17 protein-coding genes are annotated in these 22,004 nt (G+C 71.7%); 8 read left to right on the top strand and 9 right to left on the bottom strand.

What is annotated here, in order from left to right; translation table 11 throughout:
- The first annotated feature begins 61 nt into the window (after positions 1–61).
- The 4 genes from hfq to greB are packed head-to-tail and all read left to right on the top strand — an operon-like array spanning position 62 to position 3,051.
- The gene (gene hfq, locus LQ222_RS03705; RefSeq protein ID WP_230164570.1) at positions 62–391 is read left to right on the top strand and encodes an RNA chaperone Hfq; all 330 of its coding nucleotides are present in this window, start codon (positions 62–64) and stop codon (positions 389–391) included.
- Positions 375–1,691, top strand: coding sequence for a GTPase HflX (gene hflX, locus LQ222_RS03710; RefSeq protein ID WP_230164793.1), 1,317 nt, complete (start codon positions 375–377; stop codon positions 1,689–1,691). The genes hfq and hflX overlap by 17 nt, the downstream gene beginning before the upstream one ends.
- Complete coding sequence (locus LQ222_RS03715; protein ID WP_230164572.1) at positions 1,688–2,515, top strand: inositol monophosphatase family protein; 828 nt, start codon at positions 1,688–1,690, stop codon at positions 2,513–2,515. Before hflX ends, LQ222_RS03715 begins: the two co-directional genes overlap by 4 nt.
- Positions 2,512–3,051 (top strand): transcription elongation factor GreB, encoded by a 540-nt coding sequence (greB, locus tag LQ222_RS03720; protein ID WP_230164573.1) that lies wholly within the window; start codon positions 2,512–2,514, stop codon positions 3,049–3,051. The genes LQ222_RS03715 and greB overlap by 4 nt, the downstream gene beginning before the upstream one ends.
- A 133-nt stretch (positions 3,052–3,184) precedes the next feature.
- Here the strand turns inward: greB and LQ222_RS03725 are convergent, their stop codons facing one another.
- Positions 3,185–3,589, bottom strand: coding sequence for a hypothetical protein (locus tag LQ222_RS03725; RefSeq protein WP_230164574.1), 405 nt, complete (start codon positions 3,587–3,589; stop codon positions 3,185–3,187).
- A gap of 179 nt (positions 3,590–3,768) precedes the next feature.
- Between LQ222_RS03725 and LQ222_RS03730 the strand changes: the two genes are divergently transcribed.
- Together LQ222_RS03730 and LQ222_RS03735 are read left to right on the top strand one after the other, a co-directional pair.
- The gene (locus LQ222_RS03730) at positions 3,769–5,136 is read left to right on the top strand and encodes a S1C family serine protease (RefSeq protein WP_230164575.1); all 1,368 of its coding nucleotides are present in this window, start codon (positions 3,769–3,771) and stop codon (positions 5,134–5,136) included.
- Positions 5,137–5,236: 100 nt separating this feature from the next.
- Positions 5,237–6,187, top strand: a complete 951-nt coding sequence (locus LQ222_RS03735; protein WP_230164576.1) for a pirin family protein — start codon at positions 5,237–5,239, stop codon at positions 6,185–6,187.
- On the opposite strand, the gene LQ222_RS03740 is transcribed toward LQ222_RS03735, so the two are convergent.
- Both LQ222_RS03740 and mazG read right to left on the bottom strand, forming a co-directional pair.
- Positions 6,188–7,123 (bottom strand): hypothetical protein, encoded by a 936-nt coding sequence (locus tag LQ222_RS03740; RefSeq protein WP_230164577.1) that lies wholly within the window; start codon positions 7,121–7,123, stop codon positions 6,188–6,190.
- A 3-nt stretch (positions 7,124–7,126) separates the two neighbouring features.
- Complete coding sequence (mazG, locus tag LQ222_RS03745; RefSeq protein WP_230164578.1) at positions 7,127–7,942, bottom strand: nucleoside triphosphate pyrophosphohydrolase; 816 nt, start codon at positions 7,940–7,942, stop codon at positions 7,127–7,129.
- A gap of 146 nt (positions 7,943–8,088) precedes the next feature.
- Between mazG and LQ222_RS03750 the strand changes: the two genes are divergently transcribed.
- The gene (locus LQ222_RS03750) at positions 8,089–10,116 is read left to right on the top strand and encodes a molybdopterin-dependent oxidoreductase (protein WP_230164579.1); all 2,028 of its coding nucleotides are present in this window, start codon (positions 8,089–8,091) and stop codon (positions 10,114–10,116) included.
- On the top strand, positions 10,113–11,516 hold the full coding sequence (locus LQ222_RS03755) for an amidase family protein (protein ID WP_230164580.1): 1,404 nt from the start codon (positions 10,113–10,115) through the stop codon (positions 11,514–11,516). Before LQ222_RS03750 ends, LQ222_RS03755 begins: the two co-directional genes overlap by 4 nt.
- A gap of 316 nt (positions 11,517–11,832) precedes the next feature.
- Here LQ222_RS03755 and dnaE read toward each other — a convergent pair whose 3' ends face one another.
- The 6 genes from dnaE to proS all read right to left on the bottom strand — a co-directional run bounded on the left by dnaE (position 11,833) and on the right by proS (position 21,728).
- A complete protein-coding gene (dnaE, locus tag LQ222_RS03760) occupies positions 11,833–15,291 on the bottom strand; it encodes a DNA polymerase III subunit alpha (protein WP_230164582.1) in 3,459 nt (1,152 codons plus the stop codon).
- A gap of 39 nt (positions 15,292–15,330) precedes the next feature.
- A complete protein-coding gene (locus LQ222_RS03765; protein ID WP_230164584.1) occupies positions 15,331–16,992 on the bottom strand; it encodes a hypothetical protein in 1,662 nt (553 codons plus the stop codon).
- Between the two features lie 226 nt (positions 16,993–17,218).
- Complete coding sequence (locus LQ222_RS03770; protein ID WP_230164586.1) at positions 17,219–17,908, bottom strand: ABC transporter ATP-binding protein; 690 nt, start codon at positions 17,906–17,908, stop codon at positions 17,219–17,221.
- Entirely contained in the window at positions 17,901–19,130 is a 1,230-nt protein-coding gene (locus LQ222_RS03775) for a lipoprotein-releasing ABC transporter permease subunit (RefSeq protein WP_230164795.1), read from the bottom strand. The genes LQ222_RS03770 and LQ222_RS03775 overlap by 8 nt, the downstream gene beginning before the upstream one ends.
- Before the next feature lie 28 nt (positions 19,131–19,158).
- Entirely contained in the window at positions 19,159–20,403 is a 1,245-nt protein-coding gene (locus LQ222_RS03780; RefSeq protein WP_230164588.1) for a lipoprotein-releasing ABC transporter permease subunit, read from the bottom strand.
- Positions 20,404–20,411: 8 nt separating this feature from the next.
- On the bottom strand, positions 20,412–21,728 hold the full coding sequence (gene proS, locus LQ222_RS03785) for a proline--tRNA ligase (RefSeq protein ID WP_230164589.1): 1,317 nt from the start codon (positions 21,726–21,728) through the stop codon (positions 20,412–20,414).
- Positions 21,729–22,004: the final 276 nt, after the last annotated feature.

Consider the following 22,004-nt stretch of genomic DNA (forward strand, 5'->3'; position numbering starts at 1 on the left):
CGGTCGGTGACCGGCAAGAACAGTCCGGCCGGTGGCCGGCAAGAACAGAAGGACCGGGCTCATGGCCGCGGAGAAGTCCCAGAACGTGCAGGACGTGTTCCTGAACCACGTTCGCAAATCGAAAACCCCCGTGACGATCTTCCTGGTGAACGGCGTGAAGCTGCAGGGAATCATCACCTGGTTCGACAATTTCTCGGTGCTGCTGCGCCGCGATGGCCACACGCAGCTCGTCTACAAGCACGCGATCAGCACGGTGATGCCCGGCGCGCCCATCATGCTGTTCGACGCGGCGGCGGCCGGGCAGGGCGCGGCGGCGCCGGCCGGTGCGGCCGCACCGTCCGAGACGCGCATGACCCTGGCGCGCGAGGTGGCTCCTGGCGGCAACGACTGACGCTGACGGCGGCGCGCCGACCCGCGCCGCCGTCATCCTGCCCTACGAGCGCATCAACCGCGTTGCCATCGGCGACCCGGGCGGGCATCGCGCGGCCGAGGCGCGCCTGGCCGAAGCCGTCGGCCTGGCGGCGTCGATCGGTGTCGCCATCGTGCATTCCGCCGTGCATCCGCTGCGCGAGCGCCGCCCCTCGACCCTGATGGGCGAGGGCCAGGTCGCGATGATCGGCCAGGCGCTGAAGGAACAGGAGGTCGGCGTGGTGGTGGTCGACGCCGCGCTGACGCCCGTGCAGCAGCGCAACCTGGAACGCGCCTGGGGCTGCAAGGTGATCGACCGCACCGGCCTGATCCTGGAGATCTTCGGCGAGCGCGCCGCCACCAAGGAAGGCGCGCTGCAGGTCGAACTTGCCCACCTGGAATACCAGCGCACGCGGCTGGTGCGGTCCTGGACCCACCTGGAGCGCCAGCGCGGCGGCTTCGGCTTCCTGGGCGGCCCCGGCGAATCGCAGATCGAGATCGACCGCCGCCTGATCGGCGAGCGCATCGTGAAGCTGAAGCGGGAACTGGAGCAGGTGCGCCGCACCCGCGGCCTGCACCGCCACGCCCGCGCGCGCGTGCCCTACCCGGTGGTGGCGCTGGTGGGCTACACCAATGCCGGCAAGTCCACGCTGTTCAACGAACTGACCGGTGCCGGCGTCTATGCGCAGGACCAGCTTTTCGCGACGCTCGATCCCACCATGCGCGCCATCCGGCTGCCGTCCGGGCGCACCTGCATCCTGTCCGATACGGTGGGCTTCATCTCCGACCTGCCGACGCAGCTGGTCGAGGCCTTCCGCGCGACCCTCGAGGAAGTGGCGGCGGCCGACATCATCCTGCATGTCCGCGACATCGCGCATCCCGACAGCGCCGCGCAGCGCGCCGATGTGCTGGGCGTGATGGCCGAGATGGCCGACGGCCCCAACGCCGCGCTGGAACCCGCCTGGGAAAGCCGCGTGGTCGAGGTGCTGAACAAGGCCGACCTGCTTGGCGGCGTGGATGCCGTGGCGCGCCGCGCGCCCGGGGCGGTGCCGGTCTCGGCGCTGACCGGCGAGGGGCTGGACGAATTGCGCCGCGCCATCGATGCGCGGCTGTCGGCCGGGCTGGAAACCATGGAGGTGAGCGTGCCGACCACCGATGGCGCCGGCCTTGCCTGGCTCTATGCCCATGCCGAGGTGCTGTCGCGCCAGGATGACGAGGACGCGATCCGCCTGACGGTGCGGATTTCCGCCGCCGACCGCGCGCGCTTCGAGGACCGCGCATGATCGGCGCCGCGCGCGCCGCCGAGGTCGCGAGCCTGCTGCGCGAGGCCGCGCGCGCCGAGATCCTGCCGCGCTTCCGCCGCCTGGCGCAGGGCGCGGTACGGGCGAAGTCCGGTCCGCTCGACCTGGTGACCGATGCCGACGAAGCGGCCGAACGCGTCATCGAGGCCGGGCTGTCGCGCCTGTTCCCCGGTTGCGCCGTGGTGGGCGAGGAAGCCTGCGCCGCCGATCCCGCGGTGATGGACCGGATCGCCGATGCCGACCTGGCCTTCGTGGTGGACCCGGTGGACGGCACCGCGAATTTCGCCGCCGGCGTGCCGCTGTTCGGCTGCATGGCGGCGGCGGTGTCGAAGGGCGAGGTGGTGGCCGGGTGGATCCACGATCCGCTCGGCGACGATACCGCGATCGCGCTGCGCGGGGAGGGCGCCTGGCTGGCCGATGGCGAGGGGCGGCACATGGCCGACCTGCGCGTCGCCGCGCCGGCGCCGCCGGAGCGCATGGTGGGCGCGATCTCCTGGACCTACCTGCCGGAACCGCTGCGCGGGCGCGTGGCGTCGCGCCTGCCGCGGCTGGCGGGCGTGGTGGGGTATCGCTGCGCCGCGCATGAATACCGGCTGGCGGCCGGCGGGCATGCCCATGCGCTGCTGTACAATCGGCTGATGCCCTGGGACCACCTGCCGGGCTGGCTGCTGCATCGCGAGGCCGGCGGCTATGCGGCGCGCTTCGATGGCAGCGAATACCTGCCGACGCATCGCGATGGCGGGCTGATCTGCGCGCCGGATCGCGCCTGCTGGGAGGCGCTGCGCGCCGCGCTGCTCGACCCGTGAGCGACGACGACGAGGCCGAGGACACCCCGCCCGGCCTGCCCCCGGGCACGCCCTTCTACATGACCCCCACGGGTGCCGCCGCGCTGCGCGAGGAAATTCGCGCCCTGTGGGAGGATGAGCGGCCGCGCGTGGTCGAGGTGGTCTCCTGGGCGGCCTCGCTCGGCGACCGGTCGGAGAATGCCGACTACCAGTACGGCAAGCGGCGGCTGCGGCAGATCGACGGCCGGGTGCGCTTCCTGCGCAAGCGGCTGGAGCGCGTGCAGGTGGTGGACCCGACGGCGCAGGCCCGGCGCGACCAGGTCTTCTTCGGCGCGACAGTGACCTATGCGCGCGTGTCGGATGATGCGGAGGTGACCATCCGCATCGTGGGCGTGGACGAGGCCGTGGCCGAGCGCGGCGACATCGCCTGGGTGGCGCCCGTCGCCCGCGCGCTGCTGGGCGCCCGGGTGGGGGACGTCCGACGCTACCGTACGCCGGCGGGCACCGAGGAGGTCGAGGTGGTGGCGATCGCCTACGGCATGGATCCGCCGCGCTGAACCGGCGCGGGCGGGCAGCGCGCCGCGCCATGGACGGCTTGCGCGGCACCGCGCCGATGGCGGGTGCGGCATCATGCCGCCAGGGCCGGCGGTTGGCGGGCGGCGCCGGGTGGCACCGCCCGCGTCGCCCTGGCTACTTCTCGAACACGTCCTTCACGGCCTGCATCATGTCGCGGCCCTTCGCTGAGTCCTTCGCATGCGAACGCGCGAAGGACTGCCCGGCCAGGAAGCCACGGCGGATGATGGTGGCGGCCTCGGCCGTGCTGATCCCGATATCCGGCATGCCGCCGCGCTCGATCGCCCCGATCGTTGCATCCAGGCGGTTGTAGTGCGCCACCGTCATGAAGTCCCATGCGCGGTCGAGCGCGATGGCGAAGGCACCGGCGAGCAGGAGCCTCTCGGCCTGGGCGCGCGCGGGGGTGGTCGGGCCGGCGACGAGCGTGGCCGCCGGGGTCTCGGTGAGGCTGCGGGCCTGCGTACCACCCTGGAAGCCCAGGACGGAGGCAGCGACCAGCGTGACGGCGAGAAGGTTGCGCATCGTGTGTGAAACCTTTGTCCGACCGCGGCCGCCCGATGCGGCGCGGTGCAGGTCTTCTGGCGACAACCGACAGGCGCGGCACTGAAGCGTTGCGCAGGCGGCGCTTTGCAACCGCTGGGTGGTGGACCGCCACTTCCGGATACGAAATAAACATTTGTCCCGCCGGGCAGGAGAATGACATGCGTCGCTTCCTCCTCATGGCTGCTGGATTGGCGCTGGTCGCCGCGATGCCACCCGCCGCGCGGGCCCAGCCCCGGCCGGCGGCGCCACCGGCGGCCCAGCCCGCCCATCCCGACCCGGACTTCACCCTGATCAACGCGTCCGGCCGGTCGGTGTTCTTCATCCGCATCCGCCCGGCCGGCAGCACCGACTGGGGCGAGGACCTGCTCGGCTCCGGCGTGGTGCTGCGCGACGGCGCCCGCTTCCTGGTGCGCCCGCCGCGCGACGGGCGCTGCAGCTGGGACGTGCAGGTGCAGTTCGACAACAGCGTCGAACGCATCTTCCCGGCCACGCCGGTCTGCCGGCTGGCCCACCAGACCATCAGCCCGGAGATGGCCGCGAGCTCGGGCAGCACGGCCATCGTCCTGCCCGGCGCAACGGCCACCCCGCCCGCCGCGGCAGCGCAGGCGCCCCCCGCCTCGCCCGCCGCACCGACGCCACGGCTGCGCGTGACCAATGGCTGGTCGGTCACCCTGCTGAACCTGGCGCTGCGCCCGCCCGGGCGGCCCGACAGCGACGCGAACTGGGGCGCCGACCTGCTCGGCATCGAAACCGTGCTGCCACGCGAAAGCCTGGCGGTGCGCCTGCCGGAGGGGACGCCCTGCCGGGTCGATATCCGCACCGGCTTCGACATGGGCAACACCCCCCTGGTGATCCTCACGCGCAATGTCGACCTGTGCGCCGGCGGCGAATTCGCCGCGAATGGCCCGCCGCGCGGCCAGCTGCTGGGCACCGGCAGCGGCTTCTTCGTCACGCGCGCCGGGCATATCGCCACCAACCAGCACGTCGTGCATGGCTGCGGCAGCATGGTGGTCATGCGGCCGGACGGCCAGACGATCCGGCTGCGCGTGCTGCAGAACGACCCGCGCAACGACCTGGCACTGCTGCAATTGCCCGAGGCGCGTACGCCGGCCGTGACCTTCCGCGACCCGCTGCGCCCGATGCGCCAGGGCGAGGCGCTGCTGGCCATGGGCTATCCGCTGGGTGCGAGGCTGGGCAACCAGGTCACCATCAGCACCGGCATCCTGACCGCCCTGCGCGGCGCGCGCGGCAGCGAGAACCGCTTCACCCTCAGCGCGCCGCTCAATGGCGGCAATTCCGGCGGGCCGATCTACGATGATGCCGGCCTGGTGGTGGGCGTCGCCGTGTCGGTCTCGACCGGCAATGTCCAGAGCGTCAATTTCGGCGTCCCGGCGCGGCTGCTGATCGAATTGCTGGCCAGCGCGAACATCACGCCCGAGACGACCGCGCCGCGCGAACCGATCAAGCCGGCCGATGTCTTCGAGCGCAACGCGCCCATGGTGATGCAGCTCGGCTGCATCAGCTGACGGCGCGCCATCACCGGTGCCGATGATGCGCATCATCGGCGCGGGCTGGCGGCCGGCCCGCCGCGCATCGATAAAGGGGTGAACCGGCAGGAGACCCGCCATGTCCACCCTCGACGAGACCGACCCGCACTGCCCGCCGCCGCCGCCGGGGATCGAGACCGTCATCATCCCGCGCGCCCATGATGTGGGCGGCTTCGAGGTGCGCCGTGCGCTGCCGGCACGCGAACGCCAGCTGGTCGGGCCCTTCATCTTCTTCGACCAGATGGGGCCGGGGGAGTTCCTGAGCGGGCAGGGGCTGGATGTCCGCCCGCACCCGCATATCGGCCTGTCCACCGTGACCTATCTGTTCGAGGGCGAGATCCTGCATCGCGACAGCCTCGGTTCGCAGCAGCCGATCCGCCCGGGCGAGCTGAACTGGATGACCGCCGGGCGCGGCATCGTGCATTCCGAACGCACCGATGCGGCGCAGCGCGACCATACGCGGCGGATGTTCGGCATCCAGTCCTGGGTGGCGCTGCCCAAGGACGCCGAGGAAACCGCGCCCACCTTCACCCACCATGCCGCCGAGGCGCTGCCGGTGGTGGACGACCAGGGCGTGCGGATGCGCCTGATCGCCGGCGAGGGCTGGGGGCTGCGCGCGCCGGTCGAGGTCTCCTCCCCGCTGTTCTACGCCGATGCGGTGCTGGCCCCCGGCGCGCGGCTGCCGCTGCCCGACCGGCACGAGGAACGCGGCGCCTATGTGGTGCAGGGCGGCGTGACCGTGGCCGACACGGTCTTCGAGGCCGGGCGGATGCTGGTGTTCCGCCCCGGCGATGCGCTGGCGATCACCGCCGGGCCGCAGGGCGCGCGGCTGCTGATGCTGGGTGGCGCCGTGATGGACGGGCCGCGCTACCTGCACTGGAACTTCGTGGCGTCCTCGCGCGAGCGGCTGGAGCAGGCCAAGGCCGACTGGAAGGCCGGCCGCTTCGCCAAGGTCCCGGGCGACGAGGCGGAATTCATCCCGCTGCCCGAAGGCCGAATCACGGTGAAGGCCGAGACGCGCCCGGCCTGATCAGCGCCAGTTCAGCCCGAACACCGCCGTCTGGTCCGGCCCGTCGCGGCGGCAGGCGGCGGTGGTGTAGGGGGCGCGCGGCGGGTTGGCGGCACGGACCGCCGCCGCGAAGGGGCTGCAGGCGATGCGGGCGGCCAGTTGCCGTTCGGTCTCGGCCAGGCCAGGGGTGCCCTCCGGCCAGGCGGCGCGGAGCAGGCGCTGCGCCTCCGGGGCCTGGCCGGCATAGACCAGGCAGGCCGCGAGGCGCGCGGCCTCCACGCCCGGGTGGGTGCCGCGCCGCGCCGCCCAGTCCTGGGCACGCAACGCCGCGATGGCGGTGGCGGCGTCAGGGTAGGTCGTGATGCGTTGGTCGGCCGGGGGGCGGTCCTCGATCGCGGTCATGTCGGCGCAGGCGGTGCCCAGGGCCGCGGCGACGGGCCGGCGCATGGCGGCGATGTCGGGTTCCAGCGCGCGCCCGGTCCAGCGAAAGGGGATGGTCGGGTGCAGGTCGGTCGCCAGGCTGGCCGGGACCTCCCAGAAGTCGAATGCCGCATCGGCCAGGCGGATGGGCGGGCCGCCCAGCTGGATGATGTCGGGCTCGCGCTTGCCCAGCGGCAGGGAGGCGACATGCGCCAGCCCCTGCGGTCCGCGATGGAACAGGTGCAGGGTGAAGCAGCAATAGGCGCCGCCGGTCCAGCCGGTGAAGCCGATGGCGCTGACGCCGTCGGCGATCGGGATGGGGGTGCCGTCGCGGAAGGGGGCGAAGCGTTGGTCGCGCGCTTCGAACAGGGTGCGCCCGGCGCGGGTGAGGCGCAGCACCTCGCCCCGGCCCTGGGGGGCGGCGGTGATGCGGCCGGCGGCGCCATCATCCAGGAGGGTGCGGCGCGGCTGGGCGGCTGCCTCGTGGGCTGGGAAAACCCACAGGAACAGGAAAATGACGATCAGAATTCGGGGCATGAGTCAGCGTTCCTGCCGTTCAATCCGCTTTGCCTCGGCCCAGAGCGATTCCATCGCATCGAGGCTGCTGTCGGACGGTGTCTTTCCTTGATGAACAAGCTGCTGTTCGATGTATCCGAAGCGGCGTTCGAATTTCCGATTGGCACCACGCAGGCACGTCTCCGGGTCCAGGTCGAGCTTCCGCGCGAGGTTCGCCAGGACAAAGAGCAGGTCGCCGACCTCATCACCCAGGGCATCCCGGTCAGCCGCTTGCATGCCGTCCTTCAGCTCGGCGCGCAATTCATTGGCCTCTTCCTCCAGCTTGTCGAGCACCGCGGCGGCATCGGGCCAGTCGAAGCCGACCCGCCCGGCGCGCCGGGTGAGCTTGGCGGCGCGGGTCAGCGCCGGCAGGCCCACCGGGATGCCGGCGAACGTGCCTGTCTCGGCCCGGGTGGCGCGTTCGGCGGCCTTCTGCACCTCCCAGGCGGCAACCTGCTGGTCGGCGGTGCGGGTCTCCTCGGCGCCGAACACATGCGGGTGGCGGCGGATCATCTTGTCGGCGATGGCCCCCGCCACGTCCGCGAAGGCGAACCAGCCGCGCTCCTGCGCCATGCGTGCGTGGTAGACCACCTGGAACAGCAGGTCGCCGAGTTCATCCAGCAAGGCCGCCGGTTCGCCGCGGGCGATGGCGTCCTCGACCTCGTAGGCTTCCTCGATCGTGTAGGGGGCGATGCTGGCGAAGTCCTGCACCTGGTCCCAGGCGCAGCCGGTCTGGGGGTGGCGCAGCCTGGCCATCACCTCGATCAGGTGCAGTGTCGCGGTGGCGGGGTCCTGGGGCATGGCGCATCCGTGGGCGGGGTCTGCCTTTCCTGTCGCGTCGCCCTGGCGCCGGCAAGCCCCCAAGCGGTGTTGTCAGCCGCCACGACGCCGCCGAGACTGCCCCGACGCGCCGGCCGCGCGCGCTGCCCAGCAAGGATCCGCCCCGCATGTCCAAGGTCCGCGTCGTCTGTGCCCATGACTGCCCCGACATGTGTTCCCTGGTCGCGGAGGTGGAGGATGGCCGGCTGGTGCGCCTGCAGGGCGACCCGGACGAGCCCTACACGGCCGGATTCGCCTGCGCGAAGGTCAACCGGGACATGGAGGTGGTGCATTCGCCGGACCGGCTGCGCACGCCGCTGCGCCGCACCGGGCCGAAGGGCAGCGGGCAGTTCGAGCCGATCACCTGGGACGCCGCGCTCGATGAGATCACCACCCGCTGGCAGGCCATCATCGCCGAGAGCGGGCCGGAGGCGATCCTGGGCTACGCCTATTCCGCCCACCAGGGGCACATGAACCGGCGGCTGGTGTCGGGGCTGTTCCATGCGCTGGGCACGTCCCGCCTGCAGGCCGGCACGGTCTGCGACACCTGCTGCGAGACCGCCTGGGACATGACCTGCGGGCCGGTCGGCGGCACCGACCCCGAAAGCGTGGTGCATTCCGACCTGGTGATCGCCTGGGGCTGCGACCTGATGGCGGTGAACGTGCATTTCTGGGCGCTGCTGGAGAAGGTGCGGAAGTCCGGCGTGCCGCTGGTGGTGATTGACCCGCGGCGCAGCCAGACCGCCGCGCGGGCGGATTGGCACCTGCCCATCCGCATCGGCACGGATGCGGCGCTGGCCTGCGGGATCGCGCATGTGCTGCTGCGCGACGGCTTGCTGGACCGCGACTACATCGCCGCGCATACGCTTGGTTTTGAACGATGGGCGGCCGAGGTGCTGCCGCATTTCCCGCCGGACCGCGTGGCGTCCATCACCGGGCTGGCGGTGGCCGATGTGGAACGCCTGGCCGCGATGTATGGCGCGGCGAAGGCGTCGCTGATCCGCCTCGGCGAGGGCATGACCCGGCTGGCCAGGGGCGGCCAGGCGCTGCGCGCGGTCGCGACACTGCCGGCGCTGACCGGCGCCTATGGGCGGGAAGGGGGCGGTGCGCTGCTGCTGGCCGCCGGCTCCATGGATTTCCAGTTCGGCGTGCTGAACCGCCCGTCCGGGCCGGCCACCGCGCGGATGGTGAACCACCTGGCCCTCGGCGAGGCGCTGGAGGAGATGCGCGACCCGCCGTTGCGCGCCCTGTTCATCGCCGCCAACAACCCGGCCGTGACCAATCCGGACGTGAACCGCCTGCGCCGCGGGCTGGTGCGCGAGGACCTGTTCACCGTGGTACATGACCCCTTCATGACCGACACGGCGCGCTACGCCGACATCGTGCTGCCGGCCACCACCTATCTGGAAACAGAGGATTTCTACCGGTCCTACGGCTCCTATCGCATGCAGTATGCGCCCGCGGCGGTGCCGCCCCAGCACGAAGCCCGATCCAACTTCCACCTGGCCCAGGAGCTCGCCCGGCGGATGGGGCTGACGGATGCGGTGTTCTCCGCCGCGCCGCGCGACCTGGTGCCGGAATTCTTCAAGGGCGCGACGGGCATCATCGCCGAGGTCGATCCGGCGCGGGTCTTCGAGGGGCCGGTCAAGGTCAGCCCGCCGGCGGCGCAGGAGTTCCGCACGCCCTCCGGCCGGCTGGAGATCTATTCCGAGACGCTGGCGCAGCAAGGCGTGCCGCCCATGCCGGTCTGGGAGGAAGACGCGGTCGAGGCCGCCGACGCCGCCCGCTGGCCGCTGCGCCTGCTGACCGCGCCGGGGTATTTCCAGGCGCATACGGCCTATGCGGCCTCGCCCTTCCTGCGCAAGCGGGAAGGCGAGCCCTGCGCGATCCTGCATCCCGAGGAGGCGGCGCGCCGCGGCCTGGCCGACGGCGCGCGCGTGCGCCTGTTCAACCAGCGCGGCGAGGTCGGCCTGGTGCTGCGCATCAGCGACGAGGTCCGCCCCGGCGTCGTGCTGGTGCCCGGCCAGCGCCCGGATTCCGAGGCGGTGTCGGGCACGGTGAACATGCTGTGCGACGAACGGCGCACCGACATGGGCGAGGGGGCCTGCTACCAGTCCACCTTCCTCGATGTCGCGCCCTGGGGCGCGGCGGCATGAGCGACCTCGCCACAATGTCCGCCACCGAGCAGGCGCGGCTGATCCGCACCCGGCGCGCCTCGCCGGTCGAGGTGGTGCAGGCGGTGCTGACGCGCATCGAGGCCTGGGAACCGCGGCTGAACGCCTTCGCCGCCCTGGACGCCGAGCGCGCCCTGGAGGCCGCCCGCACGGCCGAGGCGGTGGCAATGGGCGATGGCGAGCTCGGCCCGCTGCATGGCGTGCCGGTGACGGTGAAGGACATCACCGCGGTGCAGGGCCTGCCGACCCGGCGGGGGTCGCGGCTGACCGACCCGACGCCGATGGGCCATGATTCGCCGGTGGTGGCGCGGCTGAAGGGGGCGGGGGGGATCATCCTCGGCAAGACGACCGCGACCGAATATGGCTGGACGGCGGTGTCGAGCAGTCCGCTGACCGGGCATACGCATAATCCGTGGAAGCATGGGGTTACGGCGGGGGGTTCATCCTCGGGCGCGGCGGCGCTGGCCGGGGCAGGGTGCGGGGCGCTGCACCTGGGCACGGATGGCGCGGGGTCGATCCGGCTGCCGGCGCATTTCTGCGGGGCGGTGGGGCACAAGCCGACCTTCGGCCTCGTGCCCTATGCGCCGGTGACGAACAACCAGTCGCTCTCCCATGCCGGGCCGATCACCCGGACGGTGGCGGATGCGGCATTGATGTTGGAAGTGATGTCGGGCCTGCATCCATCGGATCACACAACATTGCCGGGTGGGTTCCGGGCGGCGGATATCGGCCCGCCCGACCTGCGCGGGCTGCGGATCGCCTATAGCCCGGACCTCGGCCATGCGCGGGTGGACCCGGAGGTGGCGGCGGCCGTGCGGCGCGCGGTGGCGGGCTTCGAGGAAGCCGGCGCGCGCGTGGAGGAGGTCACGCCGCCCTGGGGGCCGAAGGGGCCGGGGCTGGAGCGCGGGCTTTGGGGCATCGCGATGCTGCCCTTCATCGAGACCGATCCGGCGCGCCGCGCGCAGCAGGATCCGGGACTGGCGGCGTGCCTGGACGAATATGCCGGCATGACCCTGGCGCAGGCGATCGCCGCCCAGGGCAAGCGGATCGCCTATGCGGCCGAGATCGGCGACTGGTTCGCCACCGGCTGGGACCTGCTGGTGACGCCGGCGGCCTCGGTCACGGCCTTCGAGGTCGGGCGGCAGCGCCCGGCGCATTGGCCCGACCATGCCTGGGACTGGCTGGTCTGGGCGGAGTTCTCCTATCCCTTCGACCTGTCGCATGGCGCGGCGGTCTCGGTGCCGTGCGGGCGGGACGGGCAGGGGCTGCCGATCGGGCTGCAGATCGCCGGGCCGCGCTGTGCGGATGCGCTGGTGCTGCGGGCGGCGGCGGCGTTCCTGGCGGCGCGTCCGTTTGCACCCGGGTTCGCATCACGCGCCTGAGCGGTCCGAAGGCGGGCGCCGGTCAAGACGCCGCGGGCAAGACAACGGTGCCGGACTGGCGCGACAACCGGCGGGACGCTCGCACGCCACATTCGGCACGGCGCGATGTCCGGAGCCTGCGTGGGGACCAGGCGCTGCAGCTGCGGCAAAGGGGCGGGTGCGGACGGCCGGCAACCGGACCTTGGCGAGAGCGTTTACCGTATAAGGTATATTATGGAAATTAAGTGATAGGCCAGTGTGCCGCTGGCCCTGCGAAAACATCCCTCGGCCGACGCCCTCGGTGCCAGCCGGCCCGCGTCACAGCCGGTCTACCGCCTCAGATCTCCTCCACCGCCGAAACCCCCGGCAGCACCTTCATCGCCTGCAACACCCGCGGCCCGACATTCCAGCCATTCGGCAGCGCCACCTCCACCTCCTGGCCCAGCGCGATGCGCGGCACCAGCACCACCCGCCCGCGGCCGCGGCCCTCGCGCGCCAGGATGTCGCGGATCGGCGCCACCGCCTGGATGTCCTCGATCCACAGCCGGATGCCGCCGCCGGCACCATTCGCGGCCTTCTCCAGCGCCTCGACATCGGTGGCGGTCAGGCGCAGCGCCTCGCCTTCCATGCGGGCATCGGCGGTGACCAGCACGGCCTGGCCCTCGGCCAGCAGCTCGCGCGACCGGTTCAGCACCTCCGAGAAGCACGTCACCTCGTAGGACCCCTGGGCATCGGACAGCCGCACCCAGGCCATGCGGCTGCCGGTCTTGGTGGTGCGTTCCTTGGCGTTCACCACGGTGCCGGCCAGCTTCAGCCGCGCCCCGCCGCGCGCGCGGTCGGCGATCAGCGCCGAGGGCGTCACGCCCAGCCGCTGCAAAGCCTTGCGATAGGTGTCCAGCGGATGCGCCGACAGGTGGAAGCCGACCGCCTCGGCCTCATGCGCCAGGCGGTCGAACAAGGGCCAGTCGGGCACGTCGGGCAGCCGCAGCGGTTCGTCGCGGGTCGTCTCGCCGCCGAACAGGCCGATCTGGCCGGAGCCGCGCTCCTCGGCATCGGCCTGGGCGCGGCGCAGGATCGTTTCGGCCCCGGCCATCACCCGGGCGCGGTTCTTCTCCAGTCCTTCGAAGGCGCCGGCGCGGGCCAGGTTCTCGATCTGCATCTTGTTGAGCAGCTTCGGGTCCACCCGCGACGCCAAATCCGCCAGCGATACGAAGGGGCCGGAGGCATCGCGCGCGGCCGCCAGGTCGCGCATCGCCGCCTCACCGACCCGCTTCACCGCCGCCAGGGCGAAGCGGATGGCCTGCTTGCCCTCGGGCGTGGTCTCCACCCGGAACTCGGCGCCGGAGCGGTTGATGTCCGGCGGCAGGATGCGGATCCCCAGCCGCCCGCATTCCTGCATGTGCCCGGCCAGCTTGTCGGTGTTCGACAGGTCCAGCGTCATCGACGCCGCCATGAAGGCGACCGGGTGGTTGGCCTTCAGCCAGGCGGTCTGGTAGCTGACCAGCGCATAGGCCGCCGCGTGCGACTTGTTGAAGCCGTAGTCGGCGAAGCGCTCCATCAGGTCGAAGATCTCGGCCGCCTTTGTGGCCTCGATGCCGCGGGCCTCGGCGCCGTCGCAGAAGATCTTGCGCTGCGCTTCCATCTCGGAGCGGATCTTCTTGCCCATGGCGCGGCGCAGCAGGTCGGCCGCACCCAGGGAATACCCGGCCAGGTCCTGCGCGATCTGCATGACCTGTTCCTGATAGACCATGATGCCGAAGGTCTCGGCCAGGACATGATGGATGGCCGGATGCGGCGCCGCCCAGGGCTCGCCCGCCTTGCGCGCGCAATAGGCCGGGATGTTCGCCATCGGCCCCGGCCGGTACAGCGCCACCGCCGCCACCAGGTCCTCGAAGCGCGAGGCGCGCATCTGCCGCAGGCAGTCGCGCATCCCCTGCCCTTCGAACTGGAACACCCCGGCCGCGTCGCCCTTGGCCAGCATGGCGTAGGTGGCCGGGTCATCGATCGGGATCGCCATGATGTCGATCTCGATCCCCTGCCCCTTCAGGATGCCGAGCGCGCGCTCGATCACCGTCAGCGTCTTGAGGCCGAGGAAGTCGAACTTCACCAGGGACGCCGCCTCGGCGTATTTCATCGAATACTGCGTGACCAGCATGTCCGACCGCGGGTCGCGGTACAGCGGCACGATCTCGATCAGCGGCTTGCGCCCGATCACCACGCCGGCGGCATGGGTCGAGGCATTGCGGTACAGCCCCTCGACCTGCTGCGCGATATCGAGCAGCCGCGCCACCTGTTCGTCGCCGTCGCGCAACTCCTGCAGGCGCGGCTCGCCGGCGATGGCGTCGGTCAGGCCCACCGGCTTGGCGGGGTTGAACGGGATCAACGAGGCGATCTTGTCGACCTGGCCATAGGGCATGCCCAGCACGCGCCCCACGTCGCGCACCGCCGCCTTGGCCTGCAGCTTGCCGAAGGTGATGATCTGCGCGACGCGGTCCGCACCGTATTCGTTCACGACGTAGCGGATCACCTCGTCGCGCCGGTCCTGGCAGAAGTCGATGTCGAAGTCGGGCATCGACACGCGCTCGGGGTTCAGGAAGCGTTCGAACAGCAGGCCGAAGCGCAGCGGATCGAGGTCGGTGATCAGCAGCGACCAGGCCGCGACGGACCCGGCACCCGACCCGCGCCCGGGCCCCACCGGAATGGGCGGCACCTGCGCCTTCGCCCATTGGATGAAGTCCGCGACGATCAGGAAATAGCCCGAGAAGCCCATCTTCTCGATGACCGACAATTCGTAGTCGAGGCGCTCGCGATAGACCTCGCGCGCCTCGGCATCGGGCGCGGGCACCAGCGCATCGAGCCGCTTCTCCAGCCCTGCCTTGGCCATGGCGCGGACCGTCTCGGCCTCGGTCATGCCGGGCGAGACCTTGGGGCAGACCGGCAGCTCGGGCTTCTTCGATTCCGCCATCACCGCGCACATGCGCGCGATCGCCAGCGTGTTGTCGCAGGCATCCGGCAGGTCGCGGAACAGCGCGCGCATCGCCGCGGCCGGCTTGAACCAGTGCTCGGGCGTCACGCGGCGGCGCTCGCGCTCGGCCATGGTGCGGCCCTCGGCGATGCACAGCAGCGCGTCATGCGCCTCGTGCATCTGAGGCTTGGCGAAATACACGTCGTTGGCGGCGACGATCGGCAGGCCCGCCTGCTGCGCCAGCGCCAGCAGCGCGGCCTCGGTCGCGGGTTCCTGCGGCAGGCCGTGGCGGTGCAGCTCGACCGCGAGCCGATCGGGGAAAGCCTCGCGCAGCGCATCCAGGATGCGCGCGGCGGCGTCGCGCCGTCCCTCGCCCAGCAGCCGCGCCACCGGGCCCAGCGTGCCGCCGGTCAGCAGGAACAGCCCCGCCGCGTGCTCGCGCAGCAAATCGAGCGTGACCGCCGGGCGGCCCGACGCATCATCCCGCAGGAAACCGTGCGACGAGAGCCGCTGGAGGTTGTCCAGCCCCGCCGCATCCATCGCCAGCGCGACCAGCGGGTCGGGGTTCAGGCGCGCGACGTCGGGGCGGTCGGGGTCGGTGTCGGCCCGCGCCAGGAACAGCCGGCAGCCCATGATGGGCTGGATGCCCTTCTTGGCGCAGGCCTCGGCGAATTCCAGCGCGCCGAACATGTTCGCGCTGTCGGTCAGCGCGACCGCGGGCATGCCGTCATCCGCCGCCAGGCTTGCCAGCTTGTCGGCCTTGATCGCGCCCTCGCTGAGCGAATAGGCGGAATGGACGTGCAGGTGGATGAAGGTGTCGGGGCTGGTCATCGATGGACTCGCATGCGCGGCGCCAGTGTAGCGCGCGGGTCAGCCGCGGGGCAGCGCGGCGGTGTGCTCGGCGAGGTAGATCGCCTCCAGCGCGCGGCACAGGCCGGCCACGTCGCAGGCCGGGCTGGCTGCCAGGCGGTCGCGCATGCCCGCCCGCAGTGCGGCCAGGCGCGCCGGCGTGCCGGCGTCGCGCCCCAGCGCGATGGCCCGCGCGACGTAGTCCTCCGCGTCGCGCGCCACCCAATCCCCCAGCCCCGCGGCGCACAGCAGCGACCGGCTGGTGCGCGCCGCCCAGCGGTCACCATCGAAGGCCAGCACGGGCACGCCCTGCCACAGCGCCTCGGTCGTCGTGGTGCCGCCATTATAGGGAAACGCATCCAGCGCGATGTCGACCCGGCCATAGGTCGCGAGGAAGTCGAGATGGGGCGCCGGTGTGTCCATTGCCAGCCGATCCGCCGCGATGCCGTGCTGCGCGAAGCGCGCGGCGATGGCGTCGCGGTTCGACGCATCGCCGAACGAACTGTTCCGCAGGACCAGGCGCGCGCCCGGCACGCCGTGCAGGATGCGCGCCCAGGCGGCCACCGTCGGCGCGGTCAGCTTATAGGCCGAACAGAGCGACCCGAAGGTGACGTGCCCGGCGGCCAGGCAGGGCGGCGGCACGATGTCGGGCGCCGGGTGGTTCACGGTGAAGGCCAGGTAGCTGCCGGGCACGCGCAGGATGCGCTCGGGGTAGAACGCTTCCTCCGCCGGCGTGACCACGGCATCGTCGCCGATCAGCGCATCGAAGGCGGCGCTGCCGGTGGTGGCGTACATGTTGAACCAGCCGAGTTGCACCGGCGCCGCGCGCAGCATGAACAGGCCCAGCCGCTCGGGCACGCTGTAGCCATTCAGGTCGACCAGCACATCCAGCCGGTTGTCGGCCACGGCGGCAGCGATGCGCGCATTGCCGGCGCCGCGGATGGACCAGATGCGGTCCTCGTCATGCGCGGTGAAGCCGCCTTCGGCGCTGGGTGGGTCGCCATCGGCCAGCAGGTGGATCTCGAACCGCGCGCGGTCGTGGTGGTTGAGCACGCCGAAGACCGGCTTCATCCAGTTCGGCCGGCCGAAATAGGACGAGACATAGCCGACGCGCAGCCGCCGCCCGGTGGCGTCGGCCGCGGCGCGGCGCGGCGCGGTCGGCTGCGCCTGCATCCAGGCGGTCCGCACGGCGCGCACGGCGGCGTGGTCGGCGCCTGGTGCGCCGGGGATGATGCAGGCCAGGTTGCGGAGCGCCGCCGCGCGCACGGCAGCATTGCCGGTGCGGATGGCCTCCGCGTATTCGGCGCAGGCGGCATCGACGGCGCCGGTCTGGAACAGGGCCTCCGCCAGCGTGGTCCGCAGCGCCGCGGCGGCCGGATCGATGCGCAGCGCCTCGTACAGGGCCTCGACGGCGCGCGGATACGCGAAGCGTGCGGCGCGGGCCATGCCGAGGCCGTACCAGCTGTCGAAGCCGGCTTCGCCGAGGGCGATGGCGCGTTCGTACTCCGCCTCGGCCTCGGTCAGGCGGCGGGCGTGGTGCAGCGCATCGGCATGGCGCAGCGCGAGCGCGGCATCGGCGGGCGCCTCCGCGGCGGCTTGGGCGAGCATGGCCAAGGCCGCCGCGGCATCGCCATCCGTGCGCTGGCGCGCGGCGGCGGCGGGGATGGCATCGGGATCGGTCACGGCGCCACGGCTTCGATGCTGCACGGCCGGGCATGCATTCCGGCGCTGCCGCCGCGCCTCGCCCTCACGCGGCTGCCGCCGCGCCTCGCCCTCACGCGGCTGCCGCCGCGCCTCGCCCTCACGCGGCTGCCGCCGCGCCTCGCCCTCACGCGGCTGCCGCCGCGCCTTGCCATCACGCGGCTGCCGCCGCGCCTCGCCCTCACGCGGCTGCCGCCGCGCCTCGCCCTCACGCGGCTGCCGCCGCGATGCACCCGTCCCGCAGCGTGACGATCCTGTCCATCCGCCGCGCGAGCTCCGGGTTGTGCGTCGCGATCAGCGCCGCCACGCCATGCCCGCGCACCTGGTCGAGCAATTGCGCGAAGACGCGGTCCGAGGTGCCGACATCGAGGTTGCCGGTCGGCTCGTCCGCCAGCAGCACGCGCGGGCGGTTGGCCAGTGCGCGGGCGATCGCGACGCGCTGCTGCTCGCCGCCGGACAGCTTGCCTGGCCGATGCTGCCCGCGCCCCGCCAGGCCGAAGGCGGCCAGCAACTCGCGCGCCCGGTCGCGCGCCGCGCCACGCGCCACCCCCGCGGCCATTTGCGGCAGCGCGATGTTCTCCTCGGCCGAGAATTCCGGCAGCAGGTGGTGGAACTGGTAGACGAAGCCGATCCTGGTGCGCCGGATCGCGGTGCGCGCATCATCCGACAGCGTGCCGGCGGCGCGGCCTTCCACGAAGACCTCCCCGCCATCGGGCTTTTCCAGCAGCCCGGCCAGGTGCAGCAGCGTGGACTTCCCGGTGCCGGACGGCGCGACAAGCGCCACGATCTCGCCGGCGGCGAGGGTGAGGTCGGCACCGCGCAGCACCGGCAAGTCGCCGGCCTCGGTGCGGTAGCGGCGCTGCACGGCGGCCAGGCGCAGCGGCGGATGGTCATTCACTGCGGAGCGCCTCCACGGGATCGAGGCGCGCGGCGCGCCAGGAGGGAATGAGCGTCGCCACCAGCGACAGCAGCAGGCCGAGCCCGACCACCTGCGCCACTTCCCACGGATCCACCACCGCGGGAATGCGCGTGAGGAAGTAGATCTCGGGGTCGAACACCGTGGTGCCGGTGGCGCGCATCAGCGCCTGGCGGATCGCCTCGATATTGGCGGCGAAGATCAGGCCGAGCGCGAGGCCCACCACGGTTCCCACCCCGCCGATCGCCGCCCCGCACAGCAGGAAGATCCGCATCACCGCCCCCCTGCCCGCCCCCATGGTCCGAAGGATGGCGATGTCCCGTCCCTTGTCCTTCACCAGCATGATCAGGGAGGAGATGATGTTGAACGCCGCCACCAGGATGATCAGCGTCAGGATCAGGAACATCACGTTGCGCTGCACTTCCACGATCTGGAAGAAGCCGGAATTGGCGCGCTGCCAATCCAGGATCACGATCGGCCGGCCCGCCATGGCGCGGCGGATGCCGTCGGCGGCATCGAGGGCCAGGGCCGGGTCGCGCAGATGCACCTCGATCTGGCTGACCTGGCCGGGCTGGCGGAAGAAGACCTGCGCGGCCGCCAGGGGCTGGTAGACGAAGCCGCCATCGTATTCCTGCATGCCGACTTCGAAGATCGCCGCGACACGATACGCGCGCAGCCGCGGCACCGTGCCGAACACCGTCACGCGGCCCTCGGGCGAGACCAGCGTGACGCGGTCGCCGACAGTCACATCGAGGCGGCGCGCCAGCACCGTGCCGATCGCGATGGCGTCGTCGCCCTCGAAGGCATCAAGGCTGCCGGCGCGGATATTGCGGGCGATGATCGCGCGCGCGCGCAGATCCGCCGGCGCGATGCCACGCACCAGGCCCCCGGCGGAAGCGCCCGCATCGGTGGTCAGCAGCACCTGGCCTTCCAGCGTCGGCACGGCGGTCGCGACCTCGGGCAGGGCGCGGATGCGCCGCGCGATGTCGTCGTAGTCGCGCAGCATCCCCTCGGCGGCAACGACGCCCAGATGCCCGTTCAGCGCCAGGATGCGCGTCAGCAATTCCTGCCGGAACCCGCCCATCACCGACAGCACGACGATCAGCGTGCCGACGCCCAGCGCGATGCCCGCCAGCGAGAAGCCGGCGATGAGCGACACCGCGCGCTCACCGCGCCGCGCCCCCAGGTAGCGGCCCGCCACCATGCGTTCGAAGGCGCCGAAGGGGCGGGATCTAGCCACGCAGCGCCTCCGCCGGGTCGATCCGCGCGGCCCGCCAGGATGGCCAGAGTGTCGCCAGCAGCGACAATGCGAAGCCGAGCACGACGATGATCGTGACCTCCCGCGCATCCACCACCGAGGGCAGCGACATCAGGAAGCGCAGTTCCGCCGGCAGGGTGATGCTGCCTTCCAGGTCCATCAGCAGCGCCTTCAGCGTGGGGAAATTGGCGGCGATGCCAAGCCCCAGTCCGAAGCCCAGCAGCGTACCGCCGCAGCCGATGGTCGCCCCGCACAGGATGAAGATCCGCAGCACGGCGCCGCGCTTGGCCCCCATGGTCCGCAGGATGGCGATGTCGCGGCCCTTGTCCTTTACCAGCATGGTCAGCGAGGAGATGATGTTGAAGGCCGCGATCACGACGATCAGCGTCAGGATCAGGAACATCACGTTCCGTTCCACGACCACGGCCGCGTAGATGCTGCTGTTGGCGCGCTGCCAGTCGGTCACGCGCAGGTCCGGCAGCAGGGCGCGCAACTCGGCGGTCAGCGCGGCGACGCGCGACGGGTCGTTCACCAGGATTTCCACCTGGCTGGAATCATCGCCCAGCCCGAACAGGGACTGCGCGGTCGCGAGGGGGACAAAGATGGTGCGTCCATCGACTTCCGGCATGCCGACATCGAAGGTGGCGATGACGCGCAGCGCGCGGCTGCGCGGGGCCTCGGTGAAGTCGCCGCCGCGCGCCTGGGGCAGCACCAGGGTCAGCGTATCGCCGGGCTGCACGCGCATGCGCTGCGCCAGGCGCGCGCCGATCAGCACGCTGTCGTCATCCCCGAAGGCATCGAGGTTGCCCTGGCGCAACCCGCGACGGATGACAGCGCGCTCGCGCAGCGCATCCGGCGGCAGGCCGCGCAGCTGGGCGGCGGCCGCGGTACCACCGGGGCCCGACAGCAGCACCTGGCCCTCGATGGCGGGCGCTGCCTGTGCCACGCCGGGCAGCGCCGCGAGCCGCGCGGCGATGGCATCCGCCCCGCTCAGCGCGCGACCGCGTTCGGGCTGCACCGTCAAATGCCCGTTCAGCCCGATGATGCGGTTCATCAGGTCGGCGCGGAAGCCGTTCATCACGCTGGTCACGATGATCAGCGTGGCGACACCCAGCGTGATGCCGACCAGCGAGAAGATCGCAGTGATCGACACCAGCCTTTCGCCCTTGCGCGCGCGCAGGTAGCGGAAGGCGACGGCGCGTTCGAAGGCGTTGAACACCGCGCGCGTCAGCCGCCGCGGATGCGCGCGATGGCGTCCTCGAGGCTGACCTCCGCCCGTTCGCCGGTGGCGCGGCGCTTCAGTTCCACGCGCCCGGCCGCCGCCCCGCGCGGGCCGATGATGGCCTGCCAGGGGAAGCCCATCAGGTCGGCATCGGCGAATTTCTCGCCCGCGCGCGACCCGCGGTCGTCATAGACCGCCGCATCGCCAAGGCGCGCGTAGATGTCCTCGCACATGGCATCCGTCGCGGCATCGCCCTGGCGCAGGTTCAGCACGGCGGCGGCCCAGGGGGCGACGGAGTCGGGCCATTTGATGCCGGCCTCGTCGTGGTTGGCCTCGATCAGCGCGCCGACCAGGCGGCTCACGCCGATGCCGTAGGACCCCATTTCGGGGGTGATGGTGGTGCCCTCCGGCCCCGGCAGCGACAGGCCCATGGCGGCGGAATACTTGGTGCCGAAGTAGAAGATGTGGCCGACCTCGATCCCCCTGCCCTCGCGGCGACGTTCGGCCGGCACGGCGGCCCAGGCGGCTTCGTCGTGCATCTCGTCGGTCGCGGCGTAGGAGGAGGTCACGCCGTTGAAGAAGGCTTCGAGCCCCGCGACGTCATCGGTGGACACGCTGGTCCCGGCCCAATCGGTGGTCTCGTAGGTGGCATCGTAGAAAACGCCGGATTCCCCCGTCTCGGCCAGGATGATGAATTCGTGGCTGAGGTCGCCGCCGATCGGCCCGGTATCGGCGCGCATCGGCACCGCGGTCAGGCCCATGCGCTGGAAAGTCCGCAGATACGCCAGGAACATCTGGCGGTAGGAATGGCGCGCACCCACGGCCGTCGCGTCGAAGGAATAGGCGTCCTTCATCAGGAATTCGCGACCGCGCATGACGCCGAAGCGCGGGCGCACCTCGTCACGGAACTTCCACTGGATGTGGTAGAGGTTGCGCGGCAGGTCGCGATACGACTTGGCGTAGCTTTTGAAGATGTCGGTGACCATTTCCTCGTTGGTCGGGCCGAACAGCATCTCGCGCTCGTGGCGGTCGGTGATGCGGAGCATCTCCTTGCCATAGTCGTCGTACCGGCCGGATTGGCGCCACAGCTCGGCCGACTGGATGGTCGGCATCAGGATTTCCTGCGCACCGGCGCGGTCCTGTTCCTCGCGCACGATCTGCTCGACGCGGCGCAGCACGCGCAGCCCAGCAGGCAGCCAGGCATAGATGCCGGCCGAGGTCTGCCGCACCAGCCCGGCGCGCAGCATGAGGCGATGCGAGGCGATCTGCGCCTCGGCAGGGGTTTCCTTGAGCGTCGGCAGGAAGGCGCGGGAGAGGCGCACGGCGTGACCCTATGGCGTTGAGCGGGCGAACCTACCGGCGCCGGCGCCGCGCCGGAAGGGGCGGTGTGCCGCGCAAAAAGAAAGGGCCGCGCCCCGAAGGTCGCGGCCCAAGTTTAGGGAGGAAACGCCAGTCACACGGCAGAAAGAGAACCAATCTCTCTCTGCAGCCAGGATGCGGTGGAGCGGCCGCGCGGACAACGCCAAATGCCGCAGTGCGGGATGGAAAATGCGCCACCCAGACGCATCCTGCGCCATTCGCGGGCAATCACGTTTACC

Source organism: Roseomonas sp. CECT 9278 (assembly GCF_918698155.1).
GTDB lineage: Bacteria > Pseudomonadota > Alphaproteobacteria > Acetobacterales > Acetobacteraceae > Neoroseomonas.